General features: G+C 60.9%; 15 protein-coding genes. 5 read left to right on the top strand and 10 right to left on the bottom strand.

Going from position 1 to position 14,965, the window contains the following annotated elements; genetic code table 11:
* Positions 1-25: 25 nt before the first annotated feature.
* Positions 26-961 (bottom strand): LysR family transcriptional regulator, encoded by a 936-nt coding sequence (locus GGD53_RS02625; RefSeq protein ID WP_184453287.1) that lies wholly within the window; start codon positions 959-961, stop codon positions 26-28.
* An 87-nt stretch (positions 962-1,048) separates the two neighbouring features.
* Here GGD53_RS02625 and GGD53_RS02620 point away from each other — a divergent pair, with 87 nt between their 5' ends.
* The 3 genes from GGD53_RS02620 to GGD53_RS02610 all read left to right on the top strand — a co-directional run bounded on the left by GGD53_RS02620 (position 1,049) and on the right by GGD53_RS02610 (position 3,967).
* Positions 1,049-1,942, top strand: coding sequence for an MBL fold metallo-hydrolase (locus GGD53_RS02620; RefSeq protein ID WP_184453285.1), 894 nt, complete (start codon positions 1,049-1,051; stop codon positions 1,940-1,942).
* A complete protein-coding gene (locus tag GGD53_RS02615) occupies positions 1,935-2,942 on the top strand; it encodes an alpha/beta hydrolase (RefSeq protein WP_184453284.1) in 1,008 nt (335 codons plus the stop codon). The genes GGD53_RS02620 and GGD53_RS02615 overlap by 8 nt, the downstream gene beginning before the upstream one ends.
* Positions 2,943-3,034: 92 nt before the next feature.
* Positions 3,035-3,967, top strand: a complete 933-nt coding sequence (locus tag GGD53_RS02610; protein ID WP_184453281.1) for a hypothetical protein — start codon at positions 3,035-3,037, stop codon at positions 3,965-3,967.
* A 31-nt stretch (positions 3,968-3,998) separates the two neighbouring features.
* On the opposite strand, the gene rarD is transcribed toward GGD53_RS02610, so the two are convergent.
* On the bottom strand, positions 3,999-4,916 hold the full coding sequence (gene rarD / locus GGD53_RS02605; RefSeq protein WP_184453279.1) for an EamA family transporter RarD: 918 nt from the start codon (positions 4,914-4,916) through the stop codon (positions 3,999-4,001).
* 312 nt (positions 4,917-5,228) lie between these two features.
* Here rarD and GGD53_RS02600 point away from each other — a divergent pair, with 312 nt between their 5' ends.
* Positions 5,229-5,708: a GNAT family N-acetyltransferase gene (locus GGD53_RS02600; protein WP_184453277.1), complete on the top strand. Its 480-nt coding sequence runs from the start codon at positions 5,229-5,231 to the stop codon at positions 5,706-5,708.
* Between the two features lie 18 nt (positions 5,709-5,726).
* On the opposite strand, the gene cimA is transcribed toward GGD53_RS02600, so the two are convergent.
* The 6 genes from cimA to cysS form a co-directional block, all read right to left on the bottom strand.
* Entirely contained in the window at positions 5,727-7,340 is a 1,614-nt protein-coding gene (cimA, locus tag GGD53_RS02595; protein WP_184453274.1) for a citramalate synthase, read from the bottom strand.
* 178 nt (positions 7,341-7,518) lie between these two features.
* A complete protein-coding gene (gene pip, locus GGD53_RS02590; protein WP_184453272.1) occupies positions 7,519-8,481 on the bottom strand; it encodes a prolyl aminopeptidase in 963 nt (320 codons plus the stop codon).
* Positions 8,478-8,954, bottom strand: a complete 477-nt coding sequence (locus GGD53_RS02585) for a GFA family protein (protein WP_184453270.1) — start codon at positions 8,952-8,954, stop codon at positions 8,478-8,480. Before GGD53_RS02585 ends, pip begins: the two co-directional genes overlap by 4 nt.
* Positions 8,951-9,433 (bottom strand): GFA family protein, encoded by a 483-nt coding sequence (locus tag GGD53_RS02580; protein ID WP_184453268.1) that lies wholly within the window; start codon positions 9,431-9,433, stop codon positions 8,951-8,953. The genes GGD53_RS02585 and GGD53_RS02580 overlap by 4 nt, the downstream gene beginning before the upstream one ends.
* Positions 9,433-9,912, bottom strand: coding sequence for a GFA family protein (locus GGD53_RS02575; RefSeq protein WP_184453267.1), 480 nt, complete (start codon positions 9,910-9,912; stop codon positions 9,433-9,435). The genes GGD53_RS02580 and GGD53_RS02575 overlap by 1 nt, the downstream gene beginning before the upstream one ends.
* A 208-nt stretch (positions 9,913-10,120) precedes the next feature.
* Complete coding sequence (gene cysS / locus GGD53_RS02570; RefSeq protein ID WP_184453264.1) at positions 10,121-11,497, bottom strand: cysteine--tRNA ligase; 1,377 nt, start codon at positions 11,495-11,497, stop codon at positions 10,121-10,123.
* Between the two features lie 321 nt (positions 11,498-11,818).
* Here cysS and GGD53_RS02565 point away from each other — a divergent pair, with 321 nt between their 5' ends.
* Positions 11,819-12,568, top strand: coding sequence for a glycoside hydrolase family 25 protein (locus GGD53_RS02565; protein WP_184453262.1), 750 nt, complete (start codon positions 11,819-11,821; stop codon positions 12,566-12,568).
* A gap of 9 nt (positions 12,569-12,577) precedes the next feature.
* Here the strand turns inward: GGD53_RS02565 and GGD53_RS02560 are convergent, their stop codons facing one another.
* Both GGD53_RS02560 and purF read right to left on the bottom strand, forming a co-directional pair.
* Positions 12,578-13,318: an SDR family NAD(P)-dependent oxidoreductase gene (locus GGD53_RS02560; protein ID WP_184453260.1), complete on the bottom strand. Its 741-nt coding sequence runs from the start codon at positions 13,316-13,318 to the stop codon at positions 12,578-12,580.
* Between the two features lie 78 nt (positions 13,319-13,396).
* Positions 13,397-14,887: an amidophosphoribosyltransferase gene (gene purF, locus GGD53_RS02555; RefSeq protein ID WP_184453258.1), complete on the bottom strand. Its 1,491-nt coding sequence runs from the start codon at positions 14,885-14,887 to the stop codon at positions 13,397-13,399.
* Positions 14,888-14,965: the final 78 nt, after the last annotated feature.

Here is a 14,965-nt window from a genome sequence, read left to right as displayed (position 1 = left end):
CAATCCCGCCGTTTCGCCGGCAAATTCAGCTATACGCCGAAACAAGCTGCGTCACCTGAGATCGCATCCATCGATTGGCGGGATCATTGTCGCCTGCCGCCGACCAGACCATCGATATCGGGCTCACCATTAGATCGAGGGGAACTTCGGCCATCGCTAAGCCGAACAGACCGGCATACCGCTTCACAATTCTGGTCGGCAGAGTTGCGATCAGGGGCGCTTCGAGGACGGTGGTCAGCACGGTGAGGAATTCCGGTGCTGCCACAGAGACGTCGAGCCGCACGTTGATCCGCTTCAACGCATCATCAATGCAGCCTTCGATGGCGTCCTTCTGGGAAACCAGGGCATGCTTCAGGCCGACATAGGCGTCGCGGTCCAAAGTTTCGGGAAGATCAAGAAGCTTCGGATTGTAGCAACACATCAGCGATTGCTCGAACAGCAGGCTCCGCCGATGTCTGTTGTTGCCGTCATCGTAGCAGCCGACGCCGAGGTCGATGACATTGTCGTCCAAGAGCTTATGGACCAGCTCGGGGTCGACCGCTCGCGCAAGCACTTTGATACCGGGGGCCGTCTCGCTCAACATAGCGGCGAGACGCGGCACGAGCAGCACCTCAAGCTCGCTGGAAAAGCCGATGCGGAATATTTGCTCAGCCCGGCCCGGCTCGAAAGTCGCCGGCGTTACGATCGCCTGCTGCGTGCGAGTGAGTATCTGCTCCACGGCTTCGGCGAAACGCAGCGCCCGATGGGTCGGCTGCATGACCTGGCCGACACGCACGAACAACTCGTCCTGAAGCAAGGTCCGGAGAGTGCCGAGATTATGGCTCATGGCGGGCTGCTGGATTTTCAGCCGGACAGCCGCCTTCGTCACGCTCCGCTCCTTCATGAGGGCATCGAAGGCGACGAGCAGGTTGAGGTCGAAAGACCACAAATTGAAATGATCGATGGAGACAATTTCATTCATCGATTTGATCGTTGCATGAATTTTCCCTACTGTCCATAGGCAACAGACAGCGCTGTCCCGGTCCAGTTCAACTCGAAAGGAAATTCCATGAGCGATCTTGGAAAGGAATATCGTATTGCCGGCGTGACGGTCAGAAAGGTGCAGGAGCAGTATCTGCACAACGTTCCGCCCTCATTTCTCTACCCGACTGCCGGATCTGAGGAGATCAAGGCGGTCGAGCCACGTCTTTCCGCCGTCGATATGGAAGAGGGCCGCGATGCCCTTGTGGTGAGCATCCACAGCTGGCTTGTCACGACGCCCGACCACATCATCCTCATCGACACGGGGTCGGGTAACGATAAGGAAAGACCGCGCAATCTGGCCTTCCATCAGCAGACCATCCCGTTTCTCCACAGGTTGCGCCAGGCAGGTGTCGAGCCCGAAGACGTCGACTTCGTCATAAATACCCATCTTCACGTCGATCATTCCGGCTGGAATACCGTGCGCGAGGACGGAAGATGGATCCCCACTTTCAAAAACGCACGCTACGTCTTCCCGCGTGCCGAGCAGGAATATTATGCGTCGACGGCAAGCCACAACGACGTCAACATTCCCAGCGCCGGTGTCTATGAAGACAGCGTGCGGCCAGTGATCGAGGCGGGGCTTGCCGATTTCATCGACGGTGCAGGCGGTCCTTTCCTGGATCACTTTACCTTCTTGCCGACGCCTGGGCACAGCATCGGCCATATGTCCGTTCTGCTGAAGGCGGACGATCAAGCGGCAATCTTCGCCGGCGATGTCATGCACCATCCGATCCAGGTCGAACGGCCCGACCTCAACACGGTCTTCTGTGAATTCCTGGATCAGGCTGCCCAGTCCAGACGGCGCGTACTCGAACTCGCTGCCGATAATCACGCCATGTACTTCTCCACGCACTTTCCCGGTTCGTCTGCTGGATATGTAACCCGCGACGGCGCAAAATTCAGGTGGTCCTATGTCTGACAACAAGCTCGCATCTTCAGCTTTTGACGCCGGCGAGATCGTATTTGACGAGCATTACGTTGATAGCGGGACCGACGGCATCAAGCTTTATCTCCGCAATAAGCGAAGGAAGGACCACAAAGTCTTTCTCGCAGGGAAAACGATCGTGATGGTGCATGGGGCGACCTTCTCGTCCGGAAGTCTTTACGACGTACCCTTCAACGGGATGTCCTTCATCGACTTCCTCGCTCATCGAGGCTTCGATGTCTTTGCGGTTGATGTCCGGGGCTATGGAAAATCGACCCGCCCGCCGGAGATGCAGGCGGCGCCCGATCTCAACCCCCCGCTTGTCGCCACAGATACCGGCGTCGCCGACTTCGCAACGGCCATCGATTTCGTCCTCCGACTTCGCGGCCTGAAGGCTGTTAACGTCTTTGCAATGTCGTGGGGCGGTACCGTGGCCGGTGCATATGCTGCGCGCAACCCCGACAAGGTCGTCAAGCTCGCCTTGCTCGCGCCGCAATGGCTGAGTGACGTTGCCATCCCCATCGATCAGGGCGGCGCGCTCGGCTCCTACAGGCTTGTTCCGGTCCATGCGGCCCTGGCACGTTGGCTGGGCACCGTACCCGAATACGCGCGTGAACGTCTTGTGCCTGAGGGCTGGTTCGACCTCTGGGCCGCACTGACCCTCTCGGAGGAGCCGTCGCAGGCCGACAGAGAGCAAGGCAAACTCCGGGCCACGAACGGGCCGATCCAGGACATCCGCACCTACTGGAGAACTGGAGCCCCCTATTATCGGCCAAGCGAGATTCGCGCGCCGGTGCTGCTGTTGCACGGCGAATGGGACATCGACGTCCCGCTCGATCTGGCGCGGGCCTATTTCGAACAACTGACCGGTGCCTCCTACAGGCGATGGGCGGAAATCGGGGAGGCGACGCATCTCGCTCTTATGGAGAGCCAGCGCATGCAGGTCTATTCCGAGGTTGCCCGCTTCTTCGAGGAAGATTTCAAACCGGAATAGAGTCCGAACGACGTGGCTCCGGGATCGAATCCGGAGCCCGCTTCTCCATCAAGCCGGCCGCGCGTTCACCGTCCATCAAACCAGTCGTTCCCATGACAATTCTGATCACCGCCATCCTGGATGCCGGACGAAGTGCCGTCGACATCGCCATATTCACCTTTCTGCCGCTGATGATCGTGACATTTTCGCTGATGCGCTACCTCGAGGGCATGAGCGCACTGCGATCAATCGCCGGCAAGGCCAACCCGCTCTTTAGAGTTTTCGGCCTAGACGGTTTTGGGGCCTTGGCGATCATCCAGCTCAGCCTCGTAAGTTCGGCTGCCCCGGTTGCTGCCCTATCGCTGATGGCGCACAAAAGAACATCGGAGAAATTTATGGCCGCCGCCTTTGCGGCGGTGCTTGCGGCTGCGCCGGCAAATGCCAGTTTCCCTCTCGCAAGTATCGGTATCGACCCCGGCTTGATCATAATAAACGGCGTTTGCGGAGCGCTCGTTGCGTCCACTCTCGCCTATTGGATCGTTGGGCGCCGTTCCTTGCCCGGAAAGCCCTGTTCCTGCGACAGGGCGAATGACCACGACGTGGCGAGGCGCGATCTGCTGGCGGCGATAAATCGCGGTGGCACAGATGCCATCGGCGTCGTTTCTGCGATCCTGCCGGTGCTCGTGATTTCACTGGCTCTGGTAAGGCTTACCCAAAGCACAGGCGCACTTTCCGCCTTCACGTCCGCTGCGCAGCCATTGCTTCAACTGCTCGGCGCCTCGCAGCAGGATGTCCTCTTCCTGCTCACAAAGTGCCTGGCAGGATCGAGCGCAGCGGTCACCCTGTTGCTTAACGCCCACAAGGAACTGAGCCTTCCGCCGGAGAAAATCATTCACGGATCCGCATTTCTGCTAAACCCTCTCGATCTTCCCGGCCTTTCCATTCTTGTCGCTTCGGTGCCGGCGCTCCGCTCGGTGGCGGGGATTGCCGTCTTGAGCGCAATGACCGGAATTCTCGTCCGCACAGCGCTGCTATCCTGGCTTTGAGCCAACGCTCCGGCTTGCGATGAGAGAACGGCTACATCCTTCCGCGGCTTCCCTTCAGCATCGACCAGCTATAGAGGAACAGTCCCGCCCAGATCAGCGGGAAGGCGATCATCCGCGCCGTGCCGAGCGGCTCCCGGAAGACGAAGACCGCGATCAGGAAGATCATCGTCGGCGCGATATACTGCATGATACCGATCGTCGAGAGCTTCAGGAGCTTGGCGCCGTTGGCATAGATCATCAGCGGCACGGCGGTGATGACGCCGCAGCCGAGCAGCAAGGTCGTATCGGCAAGGCCGGTACGGTAGAAATGACCCAGGCCGCTGCCATATTCGAGATAGAGGATGTAGACGAGGGCCGGCCCGCTGAGGATCAGAACCTCGAGGAAGAAACCCTGGTTGGGCCCGAGCGGCAGCGTCTTGCGCAGCAGCGCATAAAAACCCCAGCTGACCGCCAGCGTCAGCGCCACCCATGGAATGCCGCCGCTGTCCAATGCGAGAATGGCGACGGCAAGGGCCGCAAGCGCGATCGCCGCCATCTGCAGCGGCTGCAGCTTCTCCTTGAGCAGCACCGCGCCGAGGAAAATGCTGAACAGCGGATTGATGAAATAGCCAAGCGCTGCATCGAGCGAATGGCCGGCGCCGATCGCCCAGACATAGGTACCCCAGTTGACGGTGATCAGCGAGGCGGTGAGCGCTGCCATCGCCAGCATGCGCGGCGAGCGCAGCGCTGTCGCAATATCACTGGTGCGCCCGAGCACGATCAGCACGATGCCCGCGAGCGGCAGCGACCATACGATGCGATGGGCGATCACCTCGGCCGGCGGAATATGCGCCACCGCCTTCATGTAGATCGGCAGGAAGCCCCAGAGCAGATAGGCGGTCAGCGCGAAGGCGAAACCGCGCGGACTGTCTTCGTTCTTGGCCAGCGGAACGGATACATCGGTCGACATCGGGCGTTTCCATCTTTGTTCTTCTTCTGATCCGGCCTAGCTTAAGCGCCGTGAATAGGCCAATTCATTTCGTTGAATGAAGGGTAAGGGGATTTGAAACGGATGGCGGAAGAATGAACGTATGATAGCGGCAAAGGCTGGTATCGCCTCCCGAAATCCGAATCCTGTTCCAGCTGCTCCGCGGGCAGGCGACAGGCGGACCAATCGAGGGAACAAACTGGCAAACCCGCTGATACGATCTGCGCATTCAGTTGACAGGCCCGGCAGGTTCTTTCATCTGGAGCGCCAAGCGCCAGATCAGGAGCCTCTTACATGACCCTTACCGTACGTCCGGCAACGCCTTCAGACGCGGCAACGATCCTAAGATTTGTCCGCGAATTGGCCGATTATGAAAAGGCGATCCACGAGGTCGAGGCGACCGAGGAGAGCACGCGTGCGGCGATCTTCGGCGACGGTTCGGTCACGCATGCGCTGATCTGCGAACGCGAGGGTCAAGCCATCGGCATGGCGGTTTATTTCTTCAGCTATTCGACCTGGCAAGCGAAGAACGGTCTTTATCTGGAAGATCTCTACGTAACACCGGATGCGCGCGGCTCGGGCGCCGGCAAGGCGCTTTTGCGGCGCCTGGCGCAGATCGCGCTTGAGAAGGATTGCGGCCGCTTCGAATGGAGCGTGCTCGACTGGAACGAACCCTCGATCCGTGTCTACGAGGCGATTGGCGCGGAGCCGCAGAAGGAATGGATCCGCTATAGGATGGCGGGCGAGACACTGGCTGCGTTTGCCCGCGGTTAGCCGAACCGGCGGAACAGATTATTCCGCCGCGATCTTGCCGGCCAACTGCCGGTTCTTCATCAGCTTGTAGATGACGGAATCCATCAGCGCCTGGAACGACGCGTCGATGATGTTCTCCGAGACGCCGACCGTCCACCAGCGCACGCCATCGCTGTCAGTGGATTCGATCAGCACGCGGGTGATTGCCTCCGTGCCGCCATTGAGGATACGAACCTTGAAATCGGCGAGCACCAGATCGTCGATCTCGTGCTGATACTTGCCGAAATCCTTGCGCAGCGCCAGATCGAGCGCGTTGACCGGGCCTTCGGCATCGGCAACCGACATCAGCGTCTGGCCGTCGATGGTGATCTTCACCACCGCCTCGGAGACGATCTTCACACGGCCAAGACTGTCGAAGCGGCGCTCGATCATGACGCGGAAGCCGTCGATCGAAAAGAAATTGGGAATGGTGCCGAGCGTACGGTGCGCCAAGAGTTCGAAGCTTGCATCCGCGCCCTCATAGGCATAGCCGGAAGCCTCGCGTTCCTTGACAATCGAGATCAAGAGATCGAGCTTCGGATCGTCCTTGGCGACAATAATGCCGCGCCGCTTGAGGGCATTGATGAAGTTCGCCTTGCCGCCCTGGTCCGACACCATGACCTTGCGGAAATTGCCCACGCTTTCCGGCGGCACGTGTTCGTAAGTGCGCGGATCTTTCAGCAGGGCGGAAGCGTGGATACCGGCCTTGGTGGCGAAAGCGGAGGCGCCGACATAGGGCATCTGGTGATCCGGCGAGCGGTTGAGCAACTCATCGAAGGCGTGCGAGAACCGGGTGAGGTTGAGCAGCCGCTCCTCGTCGATCGCCGTTTCGAAACGGGTGTTGTAGGCGCTCTTCAGCGCCAGGGTCGGGATCAGCGTCACCAGATTGGCGTTGCCGCAGCGCTCGCCGATACCATTCAAGGTGCCCTGGATCTGCCGGACGCCGGCTTCGACGGCAGCAAGCGAATTGGCGACCGCCTGGCCGGTGTCGTTGTGAGCGTGAATGCCGAGACAGCGGCCGGGAACGCCTGACGCGATCACCGCTTCGACGATGGCGCGGACCTCCGGCGGCTGCGTCCCGCCATTGGTGTCGCAGAGGACGACCCAGCGGGCGCCGCTTTCATAGGCCGTCTTCGCGCAGGCGATCGCATAGGCCGGATTGGCCTTGAAGCCGTCGAAGAAATGTTCGCAGTCGACGATCGCCTCCTTGCCTGCGCCGACCGCCGCCTTGACGCTTTCGGCTATGCATTCGAGGTTCTCCTCATTGGTGCAGCCGAGCGCCACGGCGACATGATAATCCCAGCTCTTGGCGACGAAACAGATGGCGTCGCTTTTGGCCTGCAGCAGCCCGGCGATGCCTGGATCGTTGGAGACAGAAACGCCAGCCCGCTTCGTCATGCCGAAGGCGACGAAGGTCGCCTGGCTCGTACGCTTCTCGCTGAAGAAGGCCGTATCCGTGGGATTGGCGCCGGGATATCCGCCTTCGACGTAATCGAGGCCGAACTCATCCAGCATGTCGGCGATCGCAATCTTGTCCTCGACGGAAAAGTCGATGCCGGGCGTCTGCTGCCCGTCCCGGAGCGTCGTGTCGAAGAGATAGATGCGTTCTTTCATGTCGTTTCCTCCCGGCGAGCGGGTGTTGTTGTACTGCGGATGCTGCCCCTCATCCGGCTGCCGCCACCTTCTCCCCGTTCTGACGGGGAGAAGGCATATGCCGCACCGCCTCGCAGGGCACGTCGCCTCTCCCTGCGAGCGGGGAGAGGGCTAGGGTGAGGGGCTGCCTGCCCAATGATCAGTCCGGCTTCCCGGCAAACCTGTCCGTCGCCCGGATCAGTCGATCGAGAATCGCCGGCTCCGAATAGGCATGGCCCGCGCCCTCGATCAGGTGGAACTCCGCCTTCGGCCAGGCCTTGTGCAGCAGCCAGGCATATTTGGCAGGGCAGGGCATATCGTAGCGACCATGCACGATCACGCCCGGAATGTCCTTGAGCCGGCCGGCATCCCGGATCAGCTGCCCTTCGTCCATCCAGCCGGCATTGACGAAGAAATGGTTCTCGATGCGGGCGAAGGCGTAGGCGAATTCCGGCTCTTCGAATTTGCCGCTGGTCGACGGCTCCGGCAGCAGCGTGATCGTTTCGCCTTCCCAGATGCTCCAGGCCCGTGCCGCCGAAAGGCGCACGTTTCTGTCCTCATGCGTGAGGCGGCGATGATAGGCATGCATCATCTCATGCCGCTCTTCCGGCGGAATGGGAGCGACGAAACGCTCCCACTTGTCCGGGAACATTTCCGACACGCCGAACTGATAATACCAGTCGAGCTCTGCCTTGGTCAGCGTATAGATGCCGCGCAGGATGAGCTCGGAGACGCGCTCCGGATGCGTTTCGGCATAGGCGAGCGCCAGTGTCGAGCCCCAGGAGCCGCCGAACACCTGCCATCTGTCGACGCCGGCCATTTCGCGCAGCCGCTCGATATCGGCGACGAGGTGCCAGGTCGTGTTGGCATTCAGTTCCGCATGCGGCGTCGACTTGCCGCAGCCGCGCTGGTCGAACAGCATGACGTCGTAGAGAGCGGGATCAAAAAGCCGGCGGTGCGCCGGCGAGATGCCGCCGCCCGGGCCGCCATGCAGGAAGACGGCGGGTTTGGCGCCGGGTGTTCCCGAGCGTTCCCAGTAGATGACATGGCCGTCGCCGACATCGAGATGCCCGGAGGCATAGGCTTCGATTTCGGGATAGAGCGTGCGCAGTCTCTCGGTCATATTTTCACGCCTTTCGCGGGCCAGGCCCGGGTGTCGTGGTCGGGATGCTGAAAGGAGATGATCGCCTCCTGTCGGGCATAGAAATCCGGATCCTGGTGCACGGGCGCATCGAATATCGTCTCGACCCATGGCAGGCGGGCGTCATAATTCACCTGGATCTGCGGCGCGAGATCGTTGCGGTCGTCGAAGGTGCCGATCGCAAGCTCAAGCCCACCTGGATGGCGATAGGTCATCGGCGTGCCGCAATTGCTGCAGAAGCCGCGGTCGATATTGACCGAGGATTGAAAGTAGCTCGGTTCGCCGCGCGTCCATTCCATCCCTTCCTCCGGTGCTGTGACCAGCGCGGAGAAGAAGCCGCCGAACTGCTTCTGGCACATGCGGCAATGGCAGATCGAGGCCCGTCCCAACTGGCCTGATATGCGGAAGCGCACGGCGCCGCACTGGCATCCGCCTGTTCTGATCTTATCCGTCATGGAATTCTCCGTGGCCAATGGGAAGTGTCGTGATCCGGGTGCTGATGATTGCTTGCGGCGATCGCGTTCTCGCGGTCGGGCGTATCTGGCTCGGCTTCCACCGGCAGTCCGTCGAGTGCGTGGAACCAGGACATCTTGCGGTCAGTGTTGGATTGCATCACGGGCCTGACCGCATCGGGATCATCAAGCGAGCCGAGCGCGATGTTGATGAAATCCTCTTCAGGAATATCGTAGAACAGCGGTGTGCCGCAATCGCCGCAGAATCCGCGCCGGACGAGATCGGAGGAGCGGAACCACTTGGGATCGCCGCGCGTCAGTTCGAAATTCTCGCGCTTGGCCGCCGCAAGCGGCAGGAAATAATTGCCGGCCGCCTTCTGGCACATGCGGCAGTGGCAGATATGGGGATAACCGAGTTCGCCCAGCGCGCGATAACGAACCGCGCCGCACTGGCATCCGCCGGTGTGTCTCGCAGTTTCCATCAAGTGCGATCCTCCGGCGGCCAGACCGGCGTGTCGTGGTCGGGGTGCTGATAGGAAATCAGTTCGTGCAGGAAGGAGCCCGCCGTCAGATCCGCCTCGGTCCGTTCTCCCGGCAGTTCGTGTAGATGATCGACGAAGCCGATCTTTCCTTCCACACCCCATTGAATGGTCGGCGGCAGCTGTGACGGATCATCGAATGCACCCGCCGCAATCGCCATTCCGTCAGGGGCCTCATAGGTCAGCGGGGTGCCGCAATCGCCGCAGAAACCGCGGAGGACGAAATTCGAGGAGCGGAACGTCTTGCGCTGCCCCCGGGTCCATTCGAAATCGGCGCCGCGCACCGAGACCAGCGGCGCATAATAGGCGCCGAACGCCTTCTGGCACATGCGGCAATGACAGATCGACGAATCCTTGAGCTCGCCGCTGACGCGGAAACGGATCGCGCCGCACTGGCAGCCGCCGGTATAGGTCTTGGTCATGGACGATCCTTCCGCAACGATGCCGATGAGAAAAAGAAGACCCCTCCCAACCCTCCCCACAAGGGGGAGGGCTCTCCTGTGGCACCGCCTTCGCTTCCGCCTTGAATAGTTGCGATTGCGGTGAGGCTACTTTCGAGCAGCGCGGCAACGTAGCCCCTCCCCCTTGTGGGGAGGGGTTGGGGAGGGGTGTTTGCGGCGAATTCCCCGATCACCGCTTGACCTCCCACGTCGTCACCCGCTCGCCGGTCGCCGGATCCTTGCCATCCTTCAGCTGGATGCCCTTTGCCGCAAGTTCGTCGCGTATCTTGTCTGCCTCGGCGAAATTCTTCGCCTTCAGCATTTCGAGGCGCACGGCGACCAGCGCATCGACCGCTGCTGCGAAGGCTTCGTCGATTTCGACTTTCTTCGGCAGCACCCCGAGGAGCGCCGCACTTGCGGCGAAGACGGCATCGTTGCCGGCTTGCGCCAGCGCATGCAGCGCCTGCACGGCGGCGACCGTATTCAGGTCGTCGGCCAGCGCGTTCAGAACGCTGACATCTGGCGCCGCATCGCCGACCTCCGCCGTCGGCCATTTGGCGAGCAGGCGCTCAGCTTCCTCCAGCCGCTTGATCGAGAAATCGATCGGCTCGCGGTAGTGCGTCATCAGCATGGCAAGACGCAGCACTTCGCCCGGCCATTTGCGGCCGCCAAAGGTTTCCGTGTGCATCAGCTCGTGGATGGTGACGAAATTGCCTTCGGACTTCGACATCTTGCGGCCCTCGACCTGTACGAAGCCGTTGTGCATCCAGACATTCGCCATCACCTCGGTCCCATGGGCGCAGCGTGACTGGGCGATCTCGTTTTCATGATGCGGGAAGATCAGGTCCAGTCCGCCGCCGTGAATGTCGAAGATATCGCCGAGGTAGCGCCTGCTCATCGCGGAGCATTCGATATGCCAGCCGGGCCGGCCGCGGCCCCAGGGGCTCTCCCAGCCGGGTTCGTTGTGGCTCGAGAGCTTCCAGAGCACGAAATCGCCGGGGTTCTTCTTGTGCGCATCGACGGCGACGCGGGCCCCGGCCTGCTGCTCGTCGAGCGGCCGCTTCGAAAGCTGGCCGTAATCGGCCATGGATTTGGTGTCGAACAGCACTTCGCCTGCCGCCACATAGGCATGCCCATTGCCGATCAGCTTGTCGATGATCTGGATCATCTCTGCGATATTGTCGGTGGCGCGCGGCTCGACATTCGGCTCGAGGCAGCCGAGCTCGGCGACATCGGCGTGAAACTGCGTCTCGGTCTTTTCGGTGACCGCGCGAATCGCTTCGTTCAGCGGCAGGCCGGGATGATCTCTGAGCGCCCGCGCATTGATCTTGTCGTCGACGTCGGTGATGTTGCGGGCATAAGTGACATGATCTTCGCCAAAGGCATGGCGCAGCAGCCGGAACAGCACGTCGAAGACGATGACCGGCCGGGCGTTGCCGATATGGGCGAAATCATAAACGGTCGGGCCGCAGACATACATGCGGACATTGTCGGGGTCGATCGGCGCAAAGACCGATTTTTCCCGCGTCAGCGTGTTGTACAGCTTCAGTTCCGGCGTGCGGCCCATTTCACTCTCCCAAATGCACGATCAGAAAAATACCGCGACCGGCAGGCCGGGGCGTTTCGCATCTTGACTATTGGGGAGACGAAAACGGCCAGGCCAGCGCGTGCGCTAGCGAATAATCTTTCCGCAGATAATGCAGATAACCGTTTTCATGCCGCGTTTTATGGCGCGGGAACGGCGTTTGGTCAAGAGGGGCAAGGAAGGATCAGCGGCAACTGAAGCGACTTATCCGGTGCGCTGCGTCCGCTGAGGCTCGTCTGCCATTTTCGTGGCGCAAATCGCGTATAGCCGCTTCGGAAGCTGCTGAAAATACGGGAGGAATGAGTGGGAAGCGTTGTTCGATGGACGATCGGTGCGGTTGCAATTCTGGTGGTCGCATCCGCCGCATATTTCGCATACGATTTCGGCATGCTTCGCTTCAACAATCCGTCCTTATCGCATTATCCGATCCAAGGCATCGATGTCAGCCATCACCAGGGCGATATTGATTGGAAGACGGTGGCCGCCCAGCCGAACGTGCGTTTTGCAATCATGAAGGCGACCGAAGGCGGCGATCACAAGGATTCCAAATTTGCCGAGAACTGGCAGCGTGCCGGAGATGCTGGGGTGGTGAGGGGCGCCTACCATTTCTTCACCTTCTGCCGCCCGGGCAAGGATCAGGCGCAGAATGTCCTGGCGACCGTGCCGAAGGCGCCGCGAACCCTGCCGATCGCCATCGATCTGGAATTCGTCGGCAATTGCAACAAGGTCCCGACGGTCGAAGAAATGGTGACGGAGGTGAATGCCTTCGTCACCGAACTGAAAGCGATCTTTCCGGAAAAGCCGATCTTCTACGTCACGCAGGAATTTTTCGATCAATATCTGAAGGGCAATGAGGCTCGCTTCCCCGAGCATTATGTTTGGCTGCGAAGCGTGTTCCAGGAGCCGACGCAGGAAGGCTGCGGTCGTTGGTCGATCTGGCAATTTGCCGATAACGGCACCCTGGACGGCATCCGGGGACCGGTGGACCTCAATGTCTTATGCCCCGCCGAAACGGGTTTCGCACATCTGTTCCCGGCCGTTGCCGCGAACTGAAGCGTCCGTTTATTCCGGCAGGCGGTAGTCGACGAGCTTGTTCTCGCGCACGATGAACAACTTGCCGGTCTCAGTCACGCCGGGGCCGAGCAGCGGCAAGATCGCCTTGGCGACCTCGGAGGGATGCGGCAGGCTCTGCGGATCTTCGCCGGGCACGGCCTGCGCCCGCATCGCCGTGCGTGTGGCGCCCGGATCGACGCTGGTGATGCGCAGCGGCGTCGATTGGCTCTCGCCGGCCCATGTCCGCGCCAGCGCCTCGACAGCGGCCTTTGATGCGGAATAGGCGCTCCAGAAGGGACGGCACTTATGTGCGGCCCCTGAAGACAGGATCACGGCGCGGCCGGCATCCGAGCGGGCGAGCAGCGGATCGACCGAGCGGATCAGCCGCCATGTCGCCGTCACGTTGATGTTCATCACCTTTTCGAACACCTTCGCTTCGATGTGACCGATCGGCGAAATGACGCCGAGCACGCCGGCATTGGCGACGAGGATATCGAGCTTGCCCCAGCGCTCGAAGATCGATCCGCCGAGCGCATCGATCGCATTCATATCGGCAAGGTCGAAGGGCACGAGGGTCGCGCTGCCGCCGATGGCTTTGATCGCATCGTCGAGATCCTCGAGCCCGCCGACCGTGCGTGCGCAGGCGATCACATGGGCGCCGGCTTTGGCAAGTTCCAGGGCCGTGAAGTAGCCGATGCCGCGCGACGCACCAGTGACGAGTGCGATCCTGCCCTCAAGATTGATGTTCATCTGTCCGGTTCCGGATTTGCTTGCGAAGGTGAGGGGCGCAATAGGCCCCTCGGAAGCGAAAGTCAAAGCGGCAGCGGCTCAGCCGTTGCTGGCAAGCATCGAAAGCTTGTTGCCCATGGATTCGCCGTTCTTGTCGAGCAGCCGGGTTGGATAGTCGCCGGTGAAGTAGTGGTCGGTGAACTGCGGGCGGGCCGGGTTGCGGTCCTCGCCGCCGACGGCGCGGTAAAGTCCGTTGATCGACAGGAAGGCAAGCGAATCCGCGCCGATATATTTGGCCATGGCTTCGACGTCGGCATATTGGTTGGCGAGCAGCTTGTCGGCGTCGGGCGTATCGATTCCGTAGAAATCCGGGAAAAAGATCATCGGACTTGCGACGCGGATATGGACTTCGCGCGCACCGGCCTCGCGGATCATCTGTACGATCTTCAGCGACGTCGTACCGCGCACGATGGAATCATCGACCAGCACCACGCGCTTGCCTTCGATCATCGCCCGGTTGGCGGAATGCTTCAGCTTGACGCCGAAGGCGCGGATCTGCTGCGTCGGCTCGATGAAGGTACGGCCGACATAATGGTTGCGGATGATGCCGTATTCGAACGGGATGCCGCTTTCCTGCGCATAGCCGAGAGCCGCGGGCGTGCCGCCATCCGGCACCGGCACGACGACATCGGCATCGACAGGCGATTCCTTGGCGAGGTTCATGCCCATGTTCTTGCGCGTCGTATAGACGTTGCGGCCGCCGACGACCGAATCCGGACGGGCGAAATAGACATATTCGAACAGGCAGAGACGCTCCGGCTGCGGCTTGCTGGGCTTGCGGGCATCGACGCTGATCGAGCCGTCAGCCTGGATTTCGCAGATGATGACCTCGCCGTTTTCCACGTCGCGGATGAACTTGGCGCCGATGATGTCCAGCGCGCAGGTTTCCGAGCAGAAGATCGGCTTGCCGTCGAGTTCGCCCATGACAAGCGGACGGATGCCGGTGGGGTCGCGTGCGGCAATCAGCTTGGTGCGGGTCATGGCAAGCATCGAATAGCCGCCTTCCATCTGGCGGATGGCGTCGATGAACCGGTCGGATGTCGAAGCATGGCGCGACCGGGCGATGAGATGCAGGACGACCTCGGTATCGGAGGTCGACTGACAGATGGCGCCGGTGGCGATAATCTGGCGGCGCAGCGTCAGGCCATTGGTGAAATTGCCGTTATGGGCGACGGCGATGCCGCCTTCTTCCAGTTCGGCAAACAGCGGCTGCACGTTGCGCATCGCTACTTCGCCTGTCGTGGAGTAGCGTGTGTGGCCGATCGCTATGCTGCCGGGCAGGCGGGCCAGGGTCATTGGATTGGTATAGTGGTCTCCCACCAGGCCCATATGGCGTTCCTGATAGAAGCGCTTGCCATCGAAGGAGACGATGCCGGCTGCCTCCTGTCCGCGGTGCTGCAGGGCGTGCAGCCCGAGAGCCGTGAGAGCTGCGGCATCGGGATGTCCCAGAATTCCGAAAACGCCGCATTCCTCATGCAGCGTATCTCCGTCGAGCGGATCGTCGATTGGGAAGGAATGGGACTGGTTCATTTCTGCGGGCCTCTGCTCTCACAAGAATGGATCGGCATTACCAATAGCACGATACCGGAAATCTCGCAGGTTTCCGAT

It is taken from the genome of Rhizobium aethiopicum, from assembly GCF_014197535.1.
Taxonomy (GTDB): domain Bacteria; phylum Pseudomonadota; class Alphaproteobacteria; order Rhizobiales; family Rhizobiaceae; genus Rhizobium; species Rhizobium aethiopicum_A.
Note: the sequence above shows the minus strand (reverse complement) of the source record. Positions and strands in the feature narration are given on the sequence as shown.

Excerpts from the sequence above, each read along its gene's own strand:
- GGD53_RS02625 (WP_184453287.1), bottom strand. The coding sequence starts at position 961 with ATGAATGAAATTGTCTCCATCGATCATTTCAATTTGTGGTCTTTCGAC.
- GGD53_RS02620 (WP_184453285.1), top strand. The coding sequence starts at position 1,049 with ATGAGCGATCTTGGAAAGGAATATCGTATTGCCGGCGTGACGGTCAGA.
- GGD53_RS02615 (WP_184453284.1), top strand. The coding sequence starts at position 1,935 with ATGTCTGACAACAAGCTCGCATCTTCAGCTTTTGACGCCGGCGAGATC.
- GGD53_RS02610 (WP_184453281.1), top strand. The coding sequence starts at position 3,035 with ATGACAATTCTGATCACCGCCATCCTGGATGCCGGACGAAGTGCCGTC.
- rarD (WP_184453279.1), bottom strand. The coding sequence starts at position 4,916 with ATGTCGACCGATGTATCCGTTCCGCTGGCCAAGAACGAAGACAGTCCG.
- GGD53_RS02600 (WP_184453277.1), top strand. The coding sequence starts at position 5,229 with ATGACCCTTACCGTACGTCCGGCAACGCCTTCAGACGCGGCAACGATC.
- cimA (WP_184453274.1), bottom strand. The coding sequence starts at position 7,340 with ATGAAAGAACGCATCTATCTCTTCGACACGACGCTCCGGGACGGGCAG.
- pip (WP_184453272.1), bottom strand. The coding sequence starts at position 8,481 with ATGACCGAGAGACTGCGCACGCTCTATCCCGAAATCGAAGCCTATGCC.
- GGD53_RS02585 (WP_184453270.1), bottom strand. The coding sequence starts at position 8,954 with ATGACGGATAAGATCAGAACAGGCGGATGCCAGTGCGGCGCCGTGCGC.
- GGD53_RS02580 (WP_184453268.1), bottom strand. The coding sequence starts at position 9,433 with ATGGAAACTGCGAGACACACCGGCGGATGCCAGTGCGGCGCGGTTCGT.
- GGD53_RS02575 (WP_184453267.1), bottom strand. The coding sequence starts at position 9,912 with ATGACCAAGACCTATACCGGCGGCTGCCAGTGCGGCGCGATCCGTTTC.
- cysS (WP_184453264.1), bottom strand. The coding sequence starts at position 11,497 with ATGGGCCGCACGCCGGAACTGAAGCTGTACAACACGCTGACGCGGGAA.
- GGD53_RS02560 (WP_184453260.1), bottom strand. The coding sequence starts at position 13,318 with ATGAACATCAATCTTGAGGGCAGGATCGCACTCGTCACTGGTGCGTCG.
- purF (WP_184453258.1), bottom strand. The coding sequence starts at position 14,887 with ATGAACCAGTCCCATTCCTTCCCAATCGACGATCCGCTCGACGGAGAT.